This is a genomic window from Paraburkholderia sp. BR10936, from assembly GCF_040965735.1.
In the GTDB taxonomy this organism is placed as follows: Bacteria; Pseudomonadota; Gammaproteobacteria; order Burkholderiales; family Burkholderiaceae; genus Paraburkholderia; species Paraburkholderia nodosa_A.
The window spans coordinates 361,356-379,872 of record NZ_JBFRCM010000004.1 but is presented as its reverse complement, the minus strand read 5'-3'; the positions used below and the strand labels follow the sequence as shown (position 1 = coordinate 379,872).

Annotated in this window: 12 protein-coding genes; 3 read left to right on the top strand and 9 right to left on the bottom strand. The window is 66.5% G+C overall.

The window, feature by feature from the left end:
- Nucleotides 1-21: 21 nt before the first annotated feature.
- The 3 genes from pyrH to rpsB all read right to left on the bottom strand — a co-directional run bounded on the left by pyrH (nt 22) and on the right by rpsB (nt 2,842).
- The gene (gene pyrH, locus AB4Y36_RS11330) at nt 22-738 is read right to left on the bottom strand and encodes a UMP kinase (RefSeq protein WP_028204061.1); all 717 of its coding nucleotides are present in this window, start codon (nt 736-738) and stop codon (nt 22-24) included.
- Nucleotides 739-994: 256 nt separating this feature from the next.
- Nucleotides 995-1,876: a translation elongation factor Ts gene (gene tsf, locus AB4Y36_RS11325; protein ID WP_069265617.1), complete on the bottom strand. Its 882-nt coding sequence runs from the start codon at nt 1,874-1,876 to the stop codon at nt 995-997.
- A gap of 210 nt (nt 1,877-2,086) precedes the next feature.
- Nucleotides 2,087-2,842 (bottom strand): 30S ribosomal protein S2, encoded by a 756-nt coding sequence (rpsB, locus tag AB4Y36_RS11320; protein WP_069265616.1) that lies wholly within the window; start codon nt 2,840-2,842, stop codon nt 2,087-2,089.
- A 438-nt stretch (nt 2,843-3,280) separates the two neighbouring features.
- On the opposite strand from rpsB, the gene map reads away from it, so the two are divergent.
- Nucleotides 3,281-4,102 carry a type I methionyl aminopeptidase gene (gene map, locus AB4Y36_RS11315; RefSeq protein ID WP_069265615.1) on the top strand — a complete coding sequence of 274 codons (822 nt, stop codon included), beginning with the start codon at nt 3,281-3,283 and terminating at the stop codon, nt 4,100-4,102.
- A 270-nt stretch (nt 4,103-4,372) separates the two neighbouring features.
- Nucleotides 4,373-6,952 (top strand): [protein-PII] uridylyltransferase, encoded by a 2,580-nt coding sequence (locus tag AB4Y36_RS11310; protein ID WP_368617640.1) that lies wholly within the window; start codon nt 4,373-4,375, stop codon nt 6,950-6,952.
- A 196-nt stretch (nt 6,953-7,148) separates the two neighbouring features.
- Here AB4Y36_RS11310 and AB4Y36_RS11305 read toward each other — a convergent pair whose 3' ends face one another.
- Complete coding sequence (locus tag AB4Y36_RS11305; protein ID WP_368683001.1) at nt 7,149-8,033, bottom strand: hypothetical protein; 885 nt, start codon at nt 8,031-8,033, stop codon at nt 7,149-7,151.
- 246 nt (nt 8,034-8,279) lie between these two features.
- Between AB4Y36_RS11305 and AB4Y36_RS11300 the strand changes: the two genes are divergently transcribed.
- Entirely contained in the window at nt 8,280-9,218 is a 939-nt protein-coding gene (locus AB4Y36_RS11300; RefSeq protein ID WP_368683000.1) for a pseudouridine synthase, read from the top strand.
- Nucleotides 9,219-9,296: 78 nt separating this feature from the next.
- On the opposite strand, the gene def is transcribed toward AB4Y36_RS11300, so the two are convergent.
- The 5 genes from def to AB4Y36_RS11275 form a co-directional block, all read right to left on the bottom strand.
- Complete coding sequence (gene def, locus AB4Y36_RS11295) at nt 9,297-9,830, bottom strand: peptide deformylase (RefSeq protein WP_368682999.1); 534 nt, start codon at nt 9,828-9,830, stop codon at nt 9,297-9,299.
- A complete protein-coding gene (gene ligA, locus AB4Y36_RS11290) occupies nt 9,827-11,896 on the bottom strand; it encodes an NAD-dependent DNA ligase LigA (RefSeq protein WP_368682998.1) in 2,070 nt (689 codons plus the stop codon). The genes def and ligA overlap by 4 nt, the downstream gene beginning before the upstream one ends.
- Before the next feature lie 298 nt (nt 11,897-12,194).
- Nucleotides 12,195-13,490 carry a cell division protein ZipA C-terminal FtsZ-binding domain-containing protein gene (locus AB4Y36_RS11285; RefSeq protein ID WP_069265610.1) on the bottom strand — a complete coding sequence of 432 codons (1,296 nt, stop codon included), beginning with the start codon at nt 13,488-13,490 and terminating at the stop codon, nt 12,195-12,197.
- A 144-nt stretch (nt 13,491-13,634) separates the two neighbouring features.
- On the bottom strand, nt 13,635-17,153 hold the full coding sequence (smc, locus tag AB4Y36_RS11280; RefSeq protein WP_368682997.1) for a chromosome segregation protein SMC: 3,519 nt from the start codon (nt 17,151-17,153) through the stop codon (nt 13,635-13,637).
- 169 nt (nt 17,154-17,322) lie between these two features.
- Complete coding sequence (locus tag AB4Y36_RS11275) at nt 17,323-18,426, bottom strand: DMT family transporter (protein ID WP_083245316.1); 1,104 nt, start codon at nt 18,424-18,426, stop codon at nt 17,323-17,325.
- Nucleotides 18,427-18,517 lie beyond the last annotated feature (91 nt).

Sequence of the window (18,517 nt, the reverse complement as noted above, 5' to 3'; positions counted from 1 at the left end):
AACCTCTCGTGAAACGAGAGTTTACACGTGGACGAGCGTACCTTCGTCTTCGCCCAGAACGATGCGCTTGAGCGCACCCGGCTTGACGATGGAAAAAACCCGGATCGGCAGCTTCTGGTCGCGGCACAGCGCGAACGCGGTGGCGTCCATCACCTGCAGATTGCGGCCAATTGCCTCATCGAAGCTGATCGTCGAGTAGCGCGTGGCGGTCGGGTCCTTCTTCGGGTCGGCCGAATAGACGCCGTCGACCTTGGTGGCCTTCAGCACGACTTCGGCGCCGACTTCCGAGCCACGCAGCGCAGCAGCCGTGTCGGTGGTGAAGAACGGGTTACCCGTGCCGGCGGCGAAGATCACGACCTTGCCTTCTTCGAGCTGGCGAATCGCGCGGGGGCGGATGTACGGCTCGACGACCTGGTCCATGCGCAGCGCCGACTGCACGCGCGCCTCGATGCCCGCGTGACGCATGGCGTCCTGCAGCGCGAGCGCGTTCATCATCGTGGCCAGCATGCCCATATAGTCGGCCGTGGCGCGGTCCATACCGGCTGCGCCGCCCGCGACACCGCGGAAAATGTTGCCGCCGCCGATCACGACTGCGAGCTGGGTGCCCAGACGCACCACCTCGGCCACGTCTGCCACCATACGTTCGATCGTGGCGCGATTGATGCCGAAGGCATCATCGCCCATCAGGGCTTCGCCGGAAAGTTTGAGCAGGACGCGTTTATAGGCGGGTGTGGGCATGGAGGTATCCAGGATCGCGCGCAAAGGGCAATAACTTGAAACTGTAGGGGTGAAATACGGCTTCGGGCAAGCGCCGCCAGAAATAGCGAAGATTTCCGACGCCGCGCACGGCGGGGGACTACCATGCGCGTCGCCGCTACGCTGCCCGCCACGGCGGATTGCTCCGCCACGGCTTACCACTGAACAAACTGCGGTGCTGCAACAACTGCAGTCGCCGCCTGCCGCGCTGGGCGCGGCGAGACGGGCTGACCGATCTTTATTGCTGCTTTGCAGCAGCGACTTGGGCGGCCACTTCGGCAGCGAAGTCGTCCTGGCGCTTCTCGATGCCTTCGCCGACCACGAAGAGGGCGAACTTCTGCACCGTCGTGCCAGCAGCCTTGAGCATCTGCTCGATCGTCTGCTTGTCGTTCTTAACGAACGGCTGGTTCAGCAGCGAGACTTCCTTCAGGTACTTCTGGACCGAACCTTCGACCATCTTCGCGACGATCTCAGCCGGCTTGCCCGATTCCGCAGCCTTCTGCTCGGCGATGCTGCGCTCCTTGGCGATCAGGTCGGCAGGCACATCGTCCGACGACAGCGAGACCGGCTTCATCGCGGCGATGTGCATCGCGACGTCCTTGCCCACTTGCTCGTCGGCACCCGTGTACTCGACCAGCACGCCGATGCGCGTGCCGTGCAGGTACGCAGCCAGCTGGTTGGCGGTTTCGAAACGCGCGAAACGGCGGATCGAGAGGTTTTCGCCGATCTTGCCGACCAGTGCGAGGCGCACTGCGTCGACCGTCGAGCCGTCCAGCGCCAGCGCCGACAGAGCGGCGACGTCAGCCGGGTTTTGCGTGGCGACGAGTTCGGCGATCTTCTTCGAGAAGCCGATGAAGTCATCGTTCTTCGAAACGAAGTCGGTTTCGCAGTTCAGTTCGACGATCGCGCCAGCGCCGCCGCCGATGAACGACGAGATCACGCCTTCAGCCGTGACGCGCGAAGCGGCCTTGCTGGCCTTGTTGCCGAGCTTCACGCGCAGCAGTTCTTCGGCACGCGCGAGGTCGCCGTCGGCTTCCGTCAGCGCCTTCTTGCATTCCATCATCGGCGCGTCGGTCTTCGCGCGCAGTTCTGCCACCATGCTTGCGGTAATTGCCGCCATCATTCGCTCCTTGAGTCTGTCTGGTACACGCCGCCCGCCTTTCGACGCGGCCGGCAGAAATTCGTTTCCGTTTCCGCCTGCGGTGAAACGCTTTTTTACAGCTGCTTCTACAGGGCTACGGTGCCGCTCATATGACGCGGCGACGAAAGTCGCGGCTTAAAAAAAAGGGGCCTATGGAAAGCCCCCTTTTCTTGCCGGACACGGGGCAGCTTACGCCTCCGGGTTGACCTCGACGAACTCGTCGTCGCCGTCGTTGCCGCGCGCAGCGACAACCACGTCGTTGACCGCGTTCGCACGGCCTTCGAGGATCGCGTCAGCCACGCCTTGCGTGTAGAGCGCAACGGCCTTGCTCGCGTCGTCGTTGCCCGGGATCACGTAATCGATGCCTTCCGGCGAGTGGTTCGTATCGACCACGGCGATCACGGGGATGCCCAGCTTGTTCGCTTCCGTCACGGCAATCTTGTGGTAGCCGACGTCGACCACGAAGATCGCGTCCGGAATGCCGCCCATGTCCTTCACGCCGCCGATCGACTTCTGCAGCTTGGCGATTTCGCGTTCGAACAGGAGCGCTTCCTTCTTGCTCATCTTCTCGAGCTCGCCCGCTTCCACGGCTGCTTCCATGTCCTTCAGGCGCTTGATCGAAACCTTCAGCGTCTTGAAGTTGGTCAGCATGCCGCCGAGCCAGCGTGCGTTCACGAACGGCATACCAGCGCGTTGTGCCTCTTCGGCGATCGTGTCGCGCGATTGACGCTTCGTGCCGACGAACAGGATCGTGCCGCGGTTCGCTGCCAGTTGACGCACGTACTTCAGCGCGTCGTTGTACATCGGCAGCGTCTTTTCGAGGTTGATGATGTGAATCTTGTTGCGATGACCGAAGATGAAGGGGGCCATCTTCGGGTTCCAGAAGCGCGTTTGGTGACCGAAGTGGACACCGGCTTCCAGCATTTGGCGCATGGTAACTGCCATGAGAAATTCTCCGCTAGGGTTTGGGTCTGAAGCCGGCTGCCGTATCGGTGCGCCCTCCCATTTCCGGAGATCGACGCGCCCGACACCCTGGGTGCGCCGGCTTGCGAGTGTGCTGCCTGAAGAAGATGCTTCCGAATGTTCTTCGCGCACCCGCCAAAATGCGTTTTTGGCAAAGCGCTCCGCGGCAACGGCGGATTCAGCCACTTCCACGAACTCCGAACGCGAATCCGAAAGATATGGGAAGCGACTTAGCCGAAGAGTATAGCACGCAAACTGCCCCTTACTCAAGACAGCTATTACCCGCGGAATACGGCGCCATCAATGGCAATGCGGCGCGCGCCGCATTGCCATTGATGGCGCCCCGCCTTCTCAAAAGTCAGCGACCCCTGGCATTAGGTGCGATAATTCGATATTCGACTGCATTTCCGGGCGCATACCATGGCCATTTCGATCAAGAACGAACAAGACATCGCGCAAATGCGCGTCGCCTGCCGGCTGGCGAGCGAGGTGCTCGACTACATCACGCCGTTTGTCACCGCGGGTGTGACGACGGGTGAGCTCGACCGCCTTTGCCACGAGTACATGACCAACGTGCAGGGCACGGTGCCCGCGCCGCTGAACTATCAGCCGCCGGGCTATCCGCCCTACCCGAAGGCAATCTGCACCTCTGTGAACGACGTGATCTGTCACGGTATTCCCGGCGACAAGGCGCTGAAGAACGGCGACGCGCTCAATATCGACATCACCGTCATCAAGGAAGGCTATTTCGGCGACACGAGCCGCATGTTCATCGTCGGCGAAGGCTCGATCCTCGCGAAGCGCCTCGTGCAGACCACCTATGAATGCATGTGGCTCGGCATCGACCAGGTGCGTCCCGGCGGCCATCTGGGCGACATCGGCCACGCCATTCAGCGCTACGCCGAAAGCCAGGGCTACAGCGTGGTGCGCGAATACTGCGGCCACGGCATCGGCACGGTGTTCCACGAAGACCCGCAGGTCCTGCACTACGGCCGCCCCGGCACCGGCATCGAGCTCGTGCCCGGCATGATCTTCACCGTCGAGCCGATGATCAATGCCGGCCGCCGCGACATTCGCACCATGCCGGACCAGTGGACCGTCAAGACGAAGGACCGCAGCCTCTCGGCACAGTGGGAACACACGGTACTCGTGACGGAAACCGGCTACGAAGTGCTGACGGTCTCGGCGGGTACGCCCGCCAAGCCTGCCATCGTCGCGCAGATGGCGGGCACCGCGGCCTGAGCGTCCGAAAAAGTGTCGGAAAGCGCTTCGTGGCGCGATCCAGCGCAAAATGGATAGGCTCGTAGAACATCGGCCTGCGGCCTCGAGGCAGTACGTCCAGCGCGAGCGATGCACCCAATGCGGACGCCGCCCGGCGCCCGCAGCCGATGAGGCAGCCCGTAAAGCAGCCGACGCATTAACCGACGAACCAACGCGGCCAGCCGCCATCGCGAGGCGCGCCGCGCGCACGACCAGCCGCCCGCCCAACCACGCCAGACACGACCCGAGCCCATGAGTGTTCCCGCTGTCGCCGTTCCCGATACGTCGTCGCTGAAGTCCGACTACAAGGCCGCCAAGGCCCAGTTGCTCGAGCGTTTCAAGACCGCGACCAATGTCGACTCGCTGATGCGCGCCCTCGCCCGCACCACCGACGACACCTTGCGCAGCGCCTGGGACCGGTGCGAGCTGCCGGCCACGCTGGCGCTCGTGGCGGTGGGCGGCTTCGGGCGCGGCGAGCTTGCGCCCTGGTCCGACGTCGACATCCTCGTGCTGCTGCCGGACGACGAGCCGCTCGCGCCGCTCGAAGAACGCATCGAGCGTTTTATCGGCCTTGCATGGGATCTCGGACTCGATATCGGCAGCAGCGTGCGCAGCGTCTCGCAATGCCTCGAAGAAGCCGCCAATGACGTCACCGTGCGCACGTCGCTCCTCGAGGCGCGCCGCATCACGGGTAGCGCGACGCTGTTCGGCGACTTCGCGCAGCGCTATCGCGACGCCATGGACCCGCGCGCATTCTTCCAGGCGAAGGTGCTCGAAATGCGCCAGCGCCATGCGCGCTTCCAGGACACGCCCTATTCGCTCGAACCCAACGTCAAGGAAAGCCCCGGCGGCCTGCGCGACCTGCAGCTGATCCTCTGGATCACCGAGGCCGCCGCCTTCGGCAGCAGCTGGAAGGAGCTGGACCAGCGCGGCCTCATCACCGGGCGCGAGGCGCGCGAACTGCGCCGCAACGAGGCATTTCTCAAGGCGCTGCGCGCGCGCCTGCATGTGATCGCGGGCCGCCGCCAGGACATCCTCGTGTTCGACCTGCAGACGGCCGTGGCCGAAAGCTTCGGCTACAAGGCGAGCAGCGCACGGCGCGCGAGCGAACAGCTCATGCGCCGCTACTACTGGGCCGCGAAGGCGGTCACTCAGCTTTCTACCATCCTGATCCAGAACATCGAGGCGCAGCTCTTCCCGAGCACGAGCGGCATCACGCGCACGCTCTCGGAGCACTTCGTCGAGAAGCAGGGGATGCTGGAGATCGTCAGCGACGACGTGTTCGAGCGCGAGCCGCACGCGATCCTCGAGGCGTTCCTGCTCTACGAGCAGGTGCCCGGCGTGAAGGGCCTGTCGGCGCGCACGCTGCGCGCGCTCTACAACGCGCGCGAGACCATGGACCAGAACTGGCGCCGCGACCCGGAAAACCGCCGGCTCTTCATGGAGATCCTCAAGCAGCCGGCCGGGATTACGCACGCCATGCGCCTCATGAACCAGACGAGCGTCCTCGGGCGCTATCTGCTGAATTTCCGCCGCATCGTCGGGCAGATGCAGCACGACCTCTATCACGTCTATACGGTCGATCAGCACATCCTGATGGTGCTGCGCAATATGCGCCGCTTCGCCGTGGCCGAGCATGCGCACGAGTATCCGTTCTGCAGCCAGCTCATCGCCAACTTCGAGCGTCCGTGGGTGCTCTACGTCGCGGCGCTGTTCCACGACATCGCCAAGGGCCGCGGCGGCGACCACTCGCAGCTCGGCATGGCCGACGCGCGGCGCTTTTGCCGCGAGCACGACATCACGGGCGACGACGCGGACCTGGTCGTCTGGCTCGTCCAGCAGCACCTGACGATGAGCCAGGTCGCCCAGAAGCAGGACATCACCGACCCTGAGGTCGTGAAGCGCTTCGCGGAGCTCGTCGGTACGGAGCGGCGTCTTTCGGCGCTCTACCTGCTGACGGTCGCCGACATTCGCGGCACGAGCCCGAAGGTCTGGAACAACTGGAAAGGCAAGCTGCTCGAAGACCTCTACCGCTCGACGCTCGCCGTGCTCGGCGGCGCCAAGCCCGACGCGCACTCGGAGCTCAAGACGCGTCAGGAGCTGGCGCTTGCGCTGCTGCGTCTCGAGACCGTGCCAGAGCACGCGCACCGCGCGCTCTGGGACAAGCTCGACGTCGGCTACTTCCTGCGCCACGACGCCGCCGATATCGCCTGGCAAACGCGCGTGCTCTACCGCCACGTCGAGGCGCCGGAGCCGGTCGTGCGTGCGCGCCCGTCGCCGATCGGCGAGGCGCTGCAGGTGCTCGTCTACGCGCAGGACCGCCCCGACCTGTTCGCGACGATGTGCGCGTACTTCGACCGCAGCGGTCTTTCCGTGCTCGACGCGCGCGTGAGCACCACGCGCCACGGCTACGCGCTCGATAACTTCATCGTCGCCCACACCGAGGGCGACGTGCACTACCGCGATATCGCGAACCTCGTCGAGCAGGAACTCGCGGCGCGTCTGAAGGCGACGGGCAATGCCCTGCCCGAGCCGTCGAAGGGCCGTCTCTCGCGCCTGTCACGCACCTTCCCGGTGACGCCGCGCGTCGACCTGCGGGCCGACGAGCGCGGCCAATACTACATCCTGTCCGTGTCGGCGAACGACCGGCCGGGCCTTCTCTATTCCATCGCGCGCGTGCTCGCGGAGCATCAGGTCGGCGTCCATGCGGCGCGGATCAATACGCTCGGCGAACGCGTGGAAGACGTGTTTCTGCTCGACGGCTCGGGGCTCTCCGACAACCGCCAGCAGATTCATGTCGAAACCGAATTGCTGCGCGCGATCGCAGTGTGAATGACCCAAGCGAAATACCAGATCCATGCGAGCCAAACTGACAGCCAAACATCCGCGCCCGACCACTCCGGAACGCGCCCCCGTCCGCCGCGGCAGTACGACCGCGCGTAAGCCGGTGCGGCCGGCGGAGGTGCGGGCGACGGACGCTCGGCCGACATCGGCCGCGAAGACTTCCGCCGGGAAGCCCGTGCGCGCCTCAACCGGACGCACCGCGCCTCGCACTGGCGATACGCGCCCGGGCGAGCGCCCGGCGCGGCCGGCTCGCGAAGGCGGATTCGGCGACGAGCGCCGCCCAGCCCGTCGCTCCGGCGATGAGGCGCGTGGATTTGCACGCGGCCGTGACGAAGGTGGTGCACGCCCCTTCGCGCGCCGCCCCGAGGGCGACGACCGCCGCCCGCCACGCAGCCGCGACGAAGGTGGCGCACGCCCCTTTGCACGCCGCCCCGAGGGTGATGACCGACGTCCGCCGCGTAGCCGTGAAGAAGGTGGCGCACGCCCCTTCGCGCGCCGCGCCGAGGGCGACGACCGCCGCCCGCCACGCAGCCGCGACGAAGGTGGCGCACGCCCCTTTGCACGACGCCCCGAGGGCGATGACCGACGTCCGCCGCGCAGCCGTGAAGAAGGTGGCGCACGCCCCTTCGCGCGCCGTGCCGAGGGTGATGATCGTCGTCCGCCGCGTAGCCGCGAAGAAGGTGGCGAGCGTCGCTTCGAACGACGCACCGAGGGCGATGATCGCCGCACCGCACGTGGCCGCGATGAAGGCGGCGCACGCCCCTTCGCGCGGCGTGCCGAGGGCGACGACCGACGCCCGCCGCGCAGCCGCGAAGATGGTGGCGACCGGCGCTTCACGCGTCGTACCGAAGGCGATGACCGCCGCCCGCCGCACAGCCGTGAAGACGGCGGTGCGCGCCCCTTCGCACGCCGCCCCGAGGGTGATGACCGCCGCCCGCCGCGCAGCCGCGAAGACGGTGGCGAACGTCGTTTCGAACGACGCACCGAAGGCGATGACCGTCGCCCCGCACGCGGCCGCGAAGACGGAGGCGACCGGCGCTTCACGCGTCGTACCGATGGCGATGACCACCGCCCGCCGCGTAGCCGTGAAGAAGGCGGTGCACGCCGCCCCGAGGGCGATGACCGCCGCCCGCCACGCAGCCGCGAGGAAGGCAGCGAGCGTCGCTTCGAACGGCGCAGCGAAGGCGATGATCGCCGCCCGCCGCGTAGCCGCGGCGAAGGCAGCGAGGGACGCTTCGCCCGCCGCAGTGACAGCGACGACCGCCGCCCCGCACGCACCCGCGACGAGGGCACGGACCGCCGTTTCGCGCGCCCGGTGAAATCCGCCTGGAGCGATGACCGCGGCGGCGCTGCGCCGCGCGCTCGCCGCAGTACCGAAGAAGGCGGTGGCAGCCGCAAGACCGCCAGCCCTGTCAACCCGGTTGGGAAGCCCCCGCGCCGCACCGACGACGCCGAAACCGCACCGCGCCGCACACCGCGCGAAGAAGTCGATGGCGACAACACCCTGCGCCTTTCCAAGCGCATGTCCGAACTGGGCCTGTGCTCGCGCCGTGAAGCCGACGAATGGATCGAAAAAGGCTGGGTTTATGTGGACGGCGAAGTCGTCGACACGCTCGGCGCCAAGGTCACGCCGAATCAGCGCATCGAAGTCGATCCGGCCGCGCTCGCCGCGCAGGCGCGCCAGGTGACGATCCTGCTGCACAAACCGGTGGGCTACGTGTCGGGCCAGGCCGAGGACGGCTATGAACCCGCCGCCACGCTCATCACGGGCGAGAATCATTGGGACGGCGACCACTCGGGCATCCGCTTCTCGGCGAAGCATCTGCGCACGCTCGCGCCGGCCGGCCGCCTCGACATCGACTCGACCGGCCTGCTCGTGCTGACCCAGGACGGTCGCGTGGCCAAGCAGTTGATCGGCGAGAGCTCGGACATCGACAAGGAGTACCTCGTGCGCGTCACCTACAACGACATCGAGACCGAAATCGACCAGCACTTCCCGCCCGAGTTGCTCGCTCAGCTGCGCCACGGCCTGTCGCTCGACGACGTGCCGCTCAAGCCCGCGCAGGTGAGCTGGCAAAACGGCGAGCAGTTGCGTTTCGTGCTGCGCGAAGGCAAGAAGCGCCAGATCCGTCGCATGTGCGAACTGGTCGGCCTCAAGGTCGTGGGCCTCAAGCGTGTGCGCATGGGCCGCGTGCTGCTCGGCGCACTGCCGCAGGGCCAATGGCGCTATCTGGCCGCCAACGAAGCGTTCTAGCGCCACATCGGCGTCGAACGCCGCACTGTATGAAAAACGGGAGCCAGATGGCTCCCGTTTTTCTTGATGCTTCGACTTTCAGTCGTCGCGGTTCGGGTCGAGTTCCGGAAACAGGACCTCCGTAAAGCCGAACTTCGAGAAGTCGGTAATGCGCATGGGGTACAGCTTGCCGATCAGGTGATCGCATTCGTGCTGGACGACCCGTGCGTGAAAGCCCTCGGCCACACGTTCGATGGGCATGCCGTACTGATCGAAGCCGCCGTAGCGGATCATCGAATAGCGGCTCACGGCGCCGCGCAGGCCCGGCACCGAGAGACACCCCTCCCAGCCCTCTTCCATGTCGTGCGACAGCGGATGGATGACCGGGTTGATGAGCACCGTCTGCGGCACGGCCGGCGCCTCGGGATAGCGCTCGTTCTGCTCGAAACCGAAGATCACCACCTGCAAATCGACGCCGATCTGCGGGGCGGCGAGTCCGGCGCCGTTCGCCGCGTGCATGGTGTCGAACATATCGGCAATGAGTTCGTGCAACTCGGGCGTATCGAAGTGATCGACCGGCCTCGCAATGCCGAGCAGGCGCGGATCGCCCATTCTGAGAATTTCGCGAATCATGTCGTTTGCCCCTCCAGGAGCTTGCGCATTCCTTCTTCGTCGAGCACCGGCACGCCGAGTTCCTCGGCTTTTGCGAGCTTGCTGCCCGCGTCGGCGCCCGCCACCACGTAATCGGTCTTCTTCGATACCGAGCCGGCGACCTTCGCACCGGCTGCTTCGAGCATCTCCTTTGCCTCGTCGCGCGAGAGCGTGGGCAGCGTACCCGTGAGCACCACCGTCTTGCCGGCCAGCACGCCCACCGGCGCCTTGGGCGCGGGCGGCCCTTCCGCCCATGTCACTTTGCCCGGCGCGCGCAGTTGCTCGATCACTGTGCGGTTATGCTCTTCCGCAAAAAACTCGTGGATCGCAAGCGCGACGATAGGGCCCACATCGTTGACTTCGAGCAATTCCTCGACCGTCGCGTTCATGATCGGATCGAGCGAGCCGAAGTGCTTCGCAAGATCCTTCGCCGTCGATTCGCCCACGTGCCGGATGCCGAGCGCGTAAACGAAGCGCGCAAGTGACGTCGATTTGGCCTTCTCGAGCGAGTCGAGCAGGTTCTGCGCCGACTTGTCCGCCATGCGCTCGAGTTGCGCGAGCGTGCCGAAGCCCAGATTGAACAGATCGGCGGGCGTGCGCACGAGGTTCTGGTCGACCAACTGGTCGATGATCTTCTCGCCCAGGCCGTCGATATCGAGCGCGCGGCGCTGGGCGAAGTGCCAGAGCGCCTGCTTGCGCTGGGCCGGACAGAACAGGCCGCCCGTGCAACGCGCGATCGCCTCGTCGGGCAGCCGCTCGATGCGCGACCCACAGACCGGGCATTCGGTCGGCATGACGAACTCGTGGGCGTCGGCCGGACGGCGGTCCATGAGCGCACTGACCACCTCGGGAATCACGTCGCCGGCGCGCCGCACGATCACCGTGTCGCCGATGCGGATGTCCTTGCGCCGCACTTCGTCTTCGTTGTGCAGCGTGGCGTTGGTCACCGTCGCGCCGCCGACGAACACCGGCTCGAGCCGCGCCACCGGCGTAATCGCGCCCGTGCGGCCCACCTGCACGTCGATGGCCAGCAGCTTCGTGAGCGCTTCCTGGGCCGGGAACTTGTGCGCGAGCGCGAAGCGCGGCGCGCGCGAGACGAAGCCGAGCGCATCCTGCTCGTCGCGGCGGTTCACCTTGTAGACCACGCCGTCGATGTCGTACGGCAGGCCGTCGCGCTTCTCGCCCACCGTGCGGAAAAATTCCAGCAGACCGTGCGCGCCCTTCACGGCCGCACGCTCGGCATTGACCGGCAGGCCCATTTCCGCATACCAGTCGAGCAGTTCGCTATGGGTGGCCGGCATCGGCTCGCCCTCGAGCACGCCAATGCCGTAAGCGAAAAACGAGAGCGGCCGCTGCGCCGTGATTTTCGGATCGAGCTGGCGCAGGCTGCCCGCCGCCGCGTTGCGCGGGTTCGCGAATTCCTTGTGGCCGGCATCGCGCTGACGCTGGTTCATGCGCTCGAAGTCGCGGCGGAACATCAGCACCTCGCCGCGCACGTCGAGCACCTTCGGCACGCGCTTGCCCTTCAGGCGCAAGGGCAGCGAGCGGATCGTGCGCACGTTCTCCGTGACGTTCTCGCCGGTCGCGCCATCGCCGCGCGTGGAGGCCTGGACGAACACGCCGTCGACGTAGCGCAGCGAAATGGCGAGGCCGTCGAACTTGAGTTCGGCGGCGTATTCGACCTCGACGACTCCGGCGCCTTCGATCTTGCCGAGCGCATCGGCCACGCGCTTGTCGAACGCGACGATGTCTTCGTCGGCAAAGCCGTTGTTGAGCGACAGCATCGGCACGTCGTGGACCACGGGCTCGAAGCCCCCGGCGACTTCGCCACCCACACGCTGCGTGGGCGAATCGGGCGTGATGAGGTCGGGATGATCGGCTTCGATTTGCTGAAGTTCGCCGAACAGCTTGTCGTATTCCGCGTCGGGCAGCTCCGGCTGGTCGAGCACGTAGTAGGCGTGATTCGCACGCTCGAGTTCGGCGCGCAACCACACCGCGCGCTGTGCAGCGGTGGCTTCTTCGGGGGGACGGGCGGAAGTACGGACCATGCCTTGGGCAACTCGCTGTTGAAAATGATTTCGGACGTCAGATTATCTCAGGAAGCCGCGCGTGTCGCATCGGACGAGCGGCTATCTGCGTGCGCCGCCGAACGGGTCTCGCCAGCGTCCTGGCCGAATGGCCAACGCTGCGTGCGTCGCTCTGGCATCCAGGGCCCGGTGGGCTGAGCTCGAATGCACTGCAACACGCGTGCCGATGCCCTCTGCGCTGTACCGCCTGCGCGCAAAAAAGGCGCGGCGCCTTTACGGCGTCGCGCCTTGTCTGCAGGCCCGCTGCACGCCTTCGGCGTTACTGGCTGAACAGTCGCCGCGTGGCCGGCGAGCCCGCCGGAATACCGGCCTGCTCCAGCTTCGCGTAGAGCGTCATCAGCTGCTTGTCGATCGACTGCAGCACCGATTCCGGCAGCGGCCGGCGCTGGTCGTCGACCACGCGCCCGCCAATGCGCTCGGCAAGCGATTTCGCGTAGTCGCACATCAGGCGGAACGGCAGGATGTCTTCGTCGGCCACGGGCACGTCGAGGATCAGCGTGATCAGTTCACCGCCCTTGTACGTGAGGTCGTCGCGCAGGAAGTTGGTGTCGCCGAACTGCAGCATGAAAACGGGGCTCTGCTTCGCATCGAGCTTGACGAAGCGCGTGCCGTCGCGCGAAAGCAGCAAGCCGTCCTGCGCCGCCACCGCCTGCACGTAGTTTGCCGACCACGGCGCGCCGTCCGACATCACGTTCACGGAAAGCTGGGCGTCGCATTGCGCCGCGAAGCCGTCCAGTTCGCGCGCCATGGCGACCGTCTCCATCATGTCCGGAAACTCGGGCGCGGCGTCGAGCGCGTCGGCGAATTGCTGCACGCCGGTCACGAATTCCGAGAACTCGAGTTCGTTGAGCGGGCCGTTGCGATTCGCGAGTTGCGCAGCCGCGCGCAGTTCTTCGTAGCGCACGCCGCTCTGGAGCAACTCCCAGCCGTCGCCCCCTTCGGGTTTGCCTTCGATATGAACCGGCTTGCTGCCCGCGCGGCGCAATCGCTGCGCAAACGGAATCACCCGCTCGCCTGCCACCGGCGCACCAAGCCGGATCGGCACGATGCAGTCGATGCGACGGTCGACCACGGCGGGCGGCGCCGAAGAGATCGTCGTGGCCGCCGGCATGACCGGCTCGATGCGCTCCGCTTCGTCGCCATCGTCCTTTGCGGATTGCGGGGCAGCCGCAGTTGCAGCCGGCGCCTTGTCGGCAGCCTTCTCGGCAACTTCGTGCGCGTCGGATTCAGCTTCCGGAAAGCCGTTGGGTGTCGTCGTTTCCGCCTGGATGTCGGCTGGCGTGTCGAGCGGCGCAGCAGTGCCGAAACCGGGCTCCACGCGCCCGGCTTGCGTGCTGCCCGCGAGCGACGGCTCGCGGCGCGACGGAGCATGGGCCGGTTCGATGAACGGGCTCGGCTCCTGGAACTCGTCGCGCTGCGGCGCTTCGACTGCCTCTTCGGGCATCGGGCGCGGCATGCGCCGGCGCACTCTCGCGCCCTGCCACGCGTTGTACACCACCACGCCCCCGACGACCACGGCGCCCGCGCCGATCAACCCGAGAGTCAATTCATCCATGCATGCTCCATCAGCAATTCTTTTTCGACGGCGTGCTCATTGCATGCGCCGTTGCTCTGGCGCGCGCATTGCGCGCGGCGGCTGCCTCACTGATGGCGCCGCCGGCCGCGCATCGCGCGCCGTCCGTTAGACCGTATAAATCGATTAGACCGTATTTTGGGCGAAACCCGCTGCCGTTTCCATGTCGACCGCGACGATGCGCGAAACGCCCTGCTCCTGCATCGTCACGCCAATGAGCTGCTGCGCCATCTCCATGGCGATCTTGTTGTGCGAAATGAACAGGAACTGTGTTTTGTCCGACATCGCGCGAACAAGGTTCGCGAAGCGCTCGGTGTTCGCGTCGTCGAGCGGTGCGTCCACTTCGTCTAGCAAGCAGAACGGCGCCGGGTTGAGCTGGAACATCGCGAACACGAGGGCCGTGGCCGTGAGCGCTTTCTCGCCGCCGGAGAGCAGGTGAATCGTCGAATTCTTCTTGCCGGGCGGTTGCGCCATCACCTGCACGCCGGCGTCGAGAATCTCGTCGCCGGTCATGATGAGCTTCGCCTGACCGCCGCCGAACAGGCGCGGGAATAGCTCGCCGAAATGACGGTTCACCTCGTCGAAGGTGCCCTGCAGCAGCGTGCGCGTTTCCTGGTCGATCTTGCGGATCGCGTCTTCGAGCGTCTCAATTGCGCTCGTGAGGTCGGCCGACTGCGCGTCGAGGAAGGTCTTGCGCTCCTTCGCCGCGGCCAGTTCGTCGAGCGCGGCCATGTTCACAGGCCCAAGCGCCGTGATCGCATTGTTGATGCGCGTAACCTCGCCTTGCAGATACGACGGCTTCATATCGGCCGTGAGCTTTTCCTGCAGCGCGGCCTCGTCGACGCCCGCGGCCTGCAGTTGCTCGACGAACTGCTCGCCGTTCAGGCGCGCGGCCTGCTCCTTGAGCTGAAGCTCGGTGATGCGGTCGCGCAACGGCTGCAACGCGCGCTCCGCGGCGAGGCGGGTTTCGTCGGCGGCCCGCAGCTTCGCGCTCAGATCGTCGAGTTCGGCGCGCGCGGCACGCAGCGTATCTTCCTTCTGGGCGCGAATTTCCAGCGCGTCCTGCAGGCCCGTGTGCGCGGTCTGCTCGTTGATCGTTTCCAGCTCGGCGCGCGCGTCTTCGAGCGACGCGGCCACGCGTTCGCTCTGATCGTGCGCGACCTGAATGTTGCGCTTCAACTCTTCGATGCGGTTCGCCATGTTGCGCGCGGCAAAGCGCGCGTCGGCCGCCGCACGTTCGAGGTCGCGCGCCTCATTGCGCGCCGCGCCGAGTTCCTCGTCGAGCGACTCGAAGGCGAGCTGGTTGTCCTCGAAGCGGGCCTGCAGTTCGGCGAGTTCCACATCGTGGCGCTCGAAGTTCGCTTCCGATTCTGCCCGCAATGCGCGCTGCTCTTCGATCTGCGTGCGGATCTCGTCGAGCTCTTCGCGGATCTGCGTGCTGCGCGCCGTGTAGCGTTCATGCGCCTGCGTCAGCTTGAGCACATCCATCTGCAGCGCGTGCACGCGCTGGGTCGCGCGCTCGGCCTGCTGGCGCACATCCGTGAGCACCTGGGCGGCATGCGTGTGCGCCGCTTCCGCGCGCACGACAGCCGTGCGTGCATCGTCGGCGAGCAGCGTCTGGGCGCGCACCTGGCGCTCGAGATTCTCGATTTCCTGCTGACGCGCGAGCATGCCGGCCTGCTCGGTGTCGGCGGCGTACAGCTGCACGCCTACGCGCGTCACCGTATGGCCAGCCTTCACGACGAACGCGCCGCTGCCTGGCAGCTGCGCACGCTGGGCGAGCGCTTCGGCGAGATCGTTCGCAACGTAGGTCGAGCCGAGCCATTCGGTGAGCACCGCGCGCAAGCCTGCATCGTCGATACGGACGAGCGAGAGCAGCGGCGTGAGTCCCGCGGCCGCAGCGCTTGCCTGACCCGCGGCCGGCGGCGAATAGAACGCGAGCTTCGCAGGCGGAGCGTCGCTCGCGAATGCCTTCACCCAGTCGAGGTTCGACACCTCGAGCGCGGCGAGCCGCTCGCGCAACACCGATTCGAGCGCCGTTTCCCAACCGGCTTCGACGTGCAGCTTTTTCCACAGCCGCGGCAACGCGCCCAGTTCGTGACGTTCGAGCCACGGCTGGATCTTGCCTTCCGTCTGCACGTTTTCCTGCAGTTGCTTGAGTGCAGCGAGACGGGCTTCGAACTGGTGGATCTGTGCGTTTTCCGCCTGCACGCGCTCGTGTGCGGCGCGGCGTTCCGCGTCGAGGCGCGGCACCGTTTCCTGCGCGTCGGCGAGGCGCGCCTGCGCTTCGTGCAGGACTTCCTCCTGCTCGGCCAGCTGCATACGCAGCTCTTCGAGCTGGGCTTCGTCCGGCGCGTCGAGGCCGCCTTCCTCCGACTTCAGACGCTCGTGGCGCTGCTGAAGCTGCTGAAGCATCTGGTCGGCGTTGCGTTGATGCGCGGCTTCGAGCTTGATGGCCTGCTCGGTGCGCGCGATGCCCGCGCGCTCGTCGTTCAGTTGCGCCTGCGCGTCGCGCCAGCGGTTTTCGAGCGCGGGCAGCGCTTCCTGCTTCGCCGCCGCATCTTCCTCGGCCAGCGCAGCCTTTTCCTCGGCGATCGCCAGTTGTTCTTCGGCGTCCTCGATATCGTCCTGCGCCTTCTGCGCCTGGACCTGCCATTGCTCGCGCTGCGCGGTGAGCGCGGCGATCTGCGCCTGCACGCGGTTGCGCGACTCGACGATGAACTTGATCTCGGCCTCGAGACGGCTCACCTCGGCGTTCGCTTCGTAAAGCGCGCCCTGCGCGCCCTGCATGGCGTCGCTTGCCGAGTAGTGAGCCACGCGCAGCGTTTCGAGCTGCGCTTCCACTTCGCGCAGCTGCGCGGTATGGCGCTCCAGGTCGATCTGCGCCTGCTCGATCGCGCGCTGCTGGCGTTGCTGCTCGCCCGCTGCCTCGTTCTTGCGCAAGAGCCACAGAAGGCGCTGCTTTTCCTCGCCCTCGGCCTGCAGCTCGCGATATTTCGTGGCAACGACCGCCTGGCCCTCGAGCTTTTCCAGGTTGCTGGACAGCTCGCGCACGATGTCCTCGACACGCGTCAGGTTCTCGCGCGTGTCGTGCAGGCGGTTCTCGGTCTCGCGGCGTCGTTCCTTGTATTTCGACACGCCCGCGGCTTCTTCGAGGAACACGCGAAGCTCTTCGGGCTTTGCCTCGATGATCCGCGCGATCATGCCCTGCCCGATGATCGCGTAGGCGCGCGGGCCGAGGCCAGTACCCAGGAAAATATCCTGAATGTCGCGCCGGCGCGCCGGCAGGTTGTTGATGTAGTAGCTCGACGTGCCGTCGCGCGTGAGCACGCGCTTCACGGCAATCTCGGCATACTGGCCCCACTGCCCCGCGGCGCGGCCGTCCGCATTGTCGAACACCAGTTCGACGCTCGCGCGGCTGCCCGGCTTGCGCGCGGTGGAACCGTTGAAGATGACGTCCTGCATCGACTCGCCGCGCAGCTCGGACGCCCGGGATTCACCCAGCACCCAGCGCACCGCGTCGATGATGTTGGATTTCCCACAGCCGTTTGGCCCGACCACCCCGACGAGTTGGCCCGGAACCTGGAAATGCGTGGGATCGACGAATGATTTGAAGCCAGCGAGTTTAATCGAGGTCAGACGCACGGCGATATCGCTGTTTGAATAGTGGTGAACGGGACCGCCCGTGCCGTACGTCGCTTGCCGCCGCGCATCCGGTATCGATCGCGCGACGGCGGAGTGCGTACTGGGCAGCCGCCACGGCTCGCCGTACGAACGCGCATGCACGCGTGCGGCCGGCGGGAATCAGCGGCAATCATACCATCGCACGCGCGCCATTCCGCGCGCGGGAAGGCCCTGGGCCCGTTCCGCCGCCTGCGCTGCCATCGCCGTTGCCGCCGCCGTTGCCATCATCGCCGCCGGGGCCGCTGCCGTCGGCGTCGTCCGCGTCATGGGTGCGGCTGGCGTCGGCGTGGGTCATGACGCTCGCATCGGCGCTCGCATGCGCGCCGCCCTTGCGCGCATCCTGCGCCCGGTGCACCCAGCTCGACAACAGGGAAGCCAGCACGATGCAGGCGCCGCCCGCCCATTCGCGCGGGCCCGGCGTCTCGCCGGCGAAGAGCCACGACGTGAGCGCCGTCACGACGATCTCGAACAGCATGATGATCGAGGCGCGGTTCGCCGGCACGCGGGCGAGCCCGTACTGGACGAGCATGTTGTTGCTGCCGAGCACGATGCCGAGCGCGAGCACGAGCAGCACGACGCGTGCGAGATGCTCGCCCGCCGGTGCGGCCGACATCGGCTCGAAACAGGAGGTCAGCAAGCCGAACAGCGCCGCGCCCGCGAAGATCACGGCCGTGCGCATCTCGGGCTTCATGTGCGGCAGCACGCGGCTCGTCTTTACGACGAGCACGTTGCTCATCGCGAAACCCATGCCGCCGATGAGACCGGCCCATTCGGCAGCGTTGGCGGGCAGCGGCACGCCGAGCCGCGGCGACCAGAGCATCAGCACCGCACCCAGCAGCGAGAGCGCCGCCAGCGCGCCGCCCGCCCAGTTCAGGCGCTCGTGCAGGATGAAGTGCGCGAAGATCGCCGTCCACGCCGGGGTCAGATAAAAGAGCAGCAGCACGCGCATCACTTCGCCGTGGATTGCGCCCCACACGAACCCGACGTTGGTCACGCCCGCGGCGAGTCCGAGCATCGGCAGCACCCAGTGCCAGCGCACGCTCGCGAGCGAGCGCCAGCGCAGCACCAGCACGAAGAGACAGCCGGCCGCGCTCGTTGCCGCGCTCGAGGCCGTACCGGTGAGCCCGGCGGCCGCCAGCATGCGCAGCGGATACCAGACAAAACCCCAGACGGACGCGCCAATCATGATGGCGAGCGTCGGCCAGGCGGCGCGCAAGCCCGTGCTCTGGCTCATGGCTTGCGCTGCCCTTGGCCCGGCCGCGCGTTCGCAGCGCCTGCGCCTTGGTTCGAAACGTCGTTCGAAGATTTCATGCTTTTCCTTTATT

What these genes read in the sequence shown, in the direction of transcription:
- pyrH (WP_028204061.1), bottom strand. Translation starts at nt 738, where the DNA reads ATGCCCACACCCGCCTATAAACGCGTCCTGCTCAAACTTTCCGGCGAA.
- tsf (WP_069265617.1), bottom strand. Translation starts at nt 1,876, where the DNA reads ATGGCGGCAATTACCGCAAGCATGGTGGCAGAACTGCGCGCGAAGACC.
- rpsB (WP_069265616.1), bottom strand. Translation starts at nt 2,842, where the DNA reads ATGGCAGTTACCATGCGCCAAATGCTGGAAGCCGGTGTCCACTTCGGT.
- map (WP_069265615.1), top strand. Translation starts at nt 3,281, where the DNA reads ATGGCCATTTCGATCAAGAACGAACAAGACATCGCGCAAATGCGCGTC.
- AB4Y36_RS11310 (WP_368617640.1), top strand. Translation starts at nt 4,373, where the DNA reads ATGAGTGTTCCCGCTGTCGCCGTTCCCGATACGTCGTCGCTGAAGTCC.
- def (WP_368682999.1), bottom strand. Translation starts at nt 9,830, where the DNA reads ATGATTCGCGAAATTCTCAGAATGGGCGATCCGCGCCTGCTCGGCATT.
- ligA (WP_368682998.1), bottom strand. Translation starts at nt 11,896, where the DNA reads ATGGTCCGTACTTCCGCCCGTCCCCCCGAAGAAGCCACCGCTGCACAG.
- AB4Y36_RS11285 (WP_069265610.1), bottom strand. Translation starts at nt 13,490, where the DNA reads ATGGATGAATTGACTCTCGGGTTGATCGGCGCGGGCGCCGTGGTCGTC.
- AB4Y36_RS11275 (WP_083245316.1), bottom strand. Translation starts at nt 18,426, where the DNA reads ATGAGCCAGAGCACGGGCTTGCGCGCCGCCTGGCCGACGCTCGCCATC.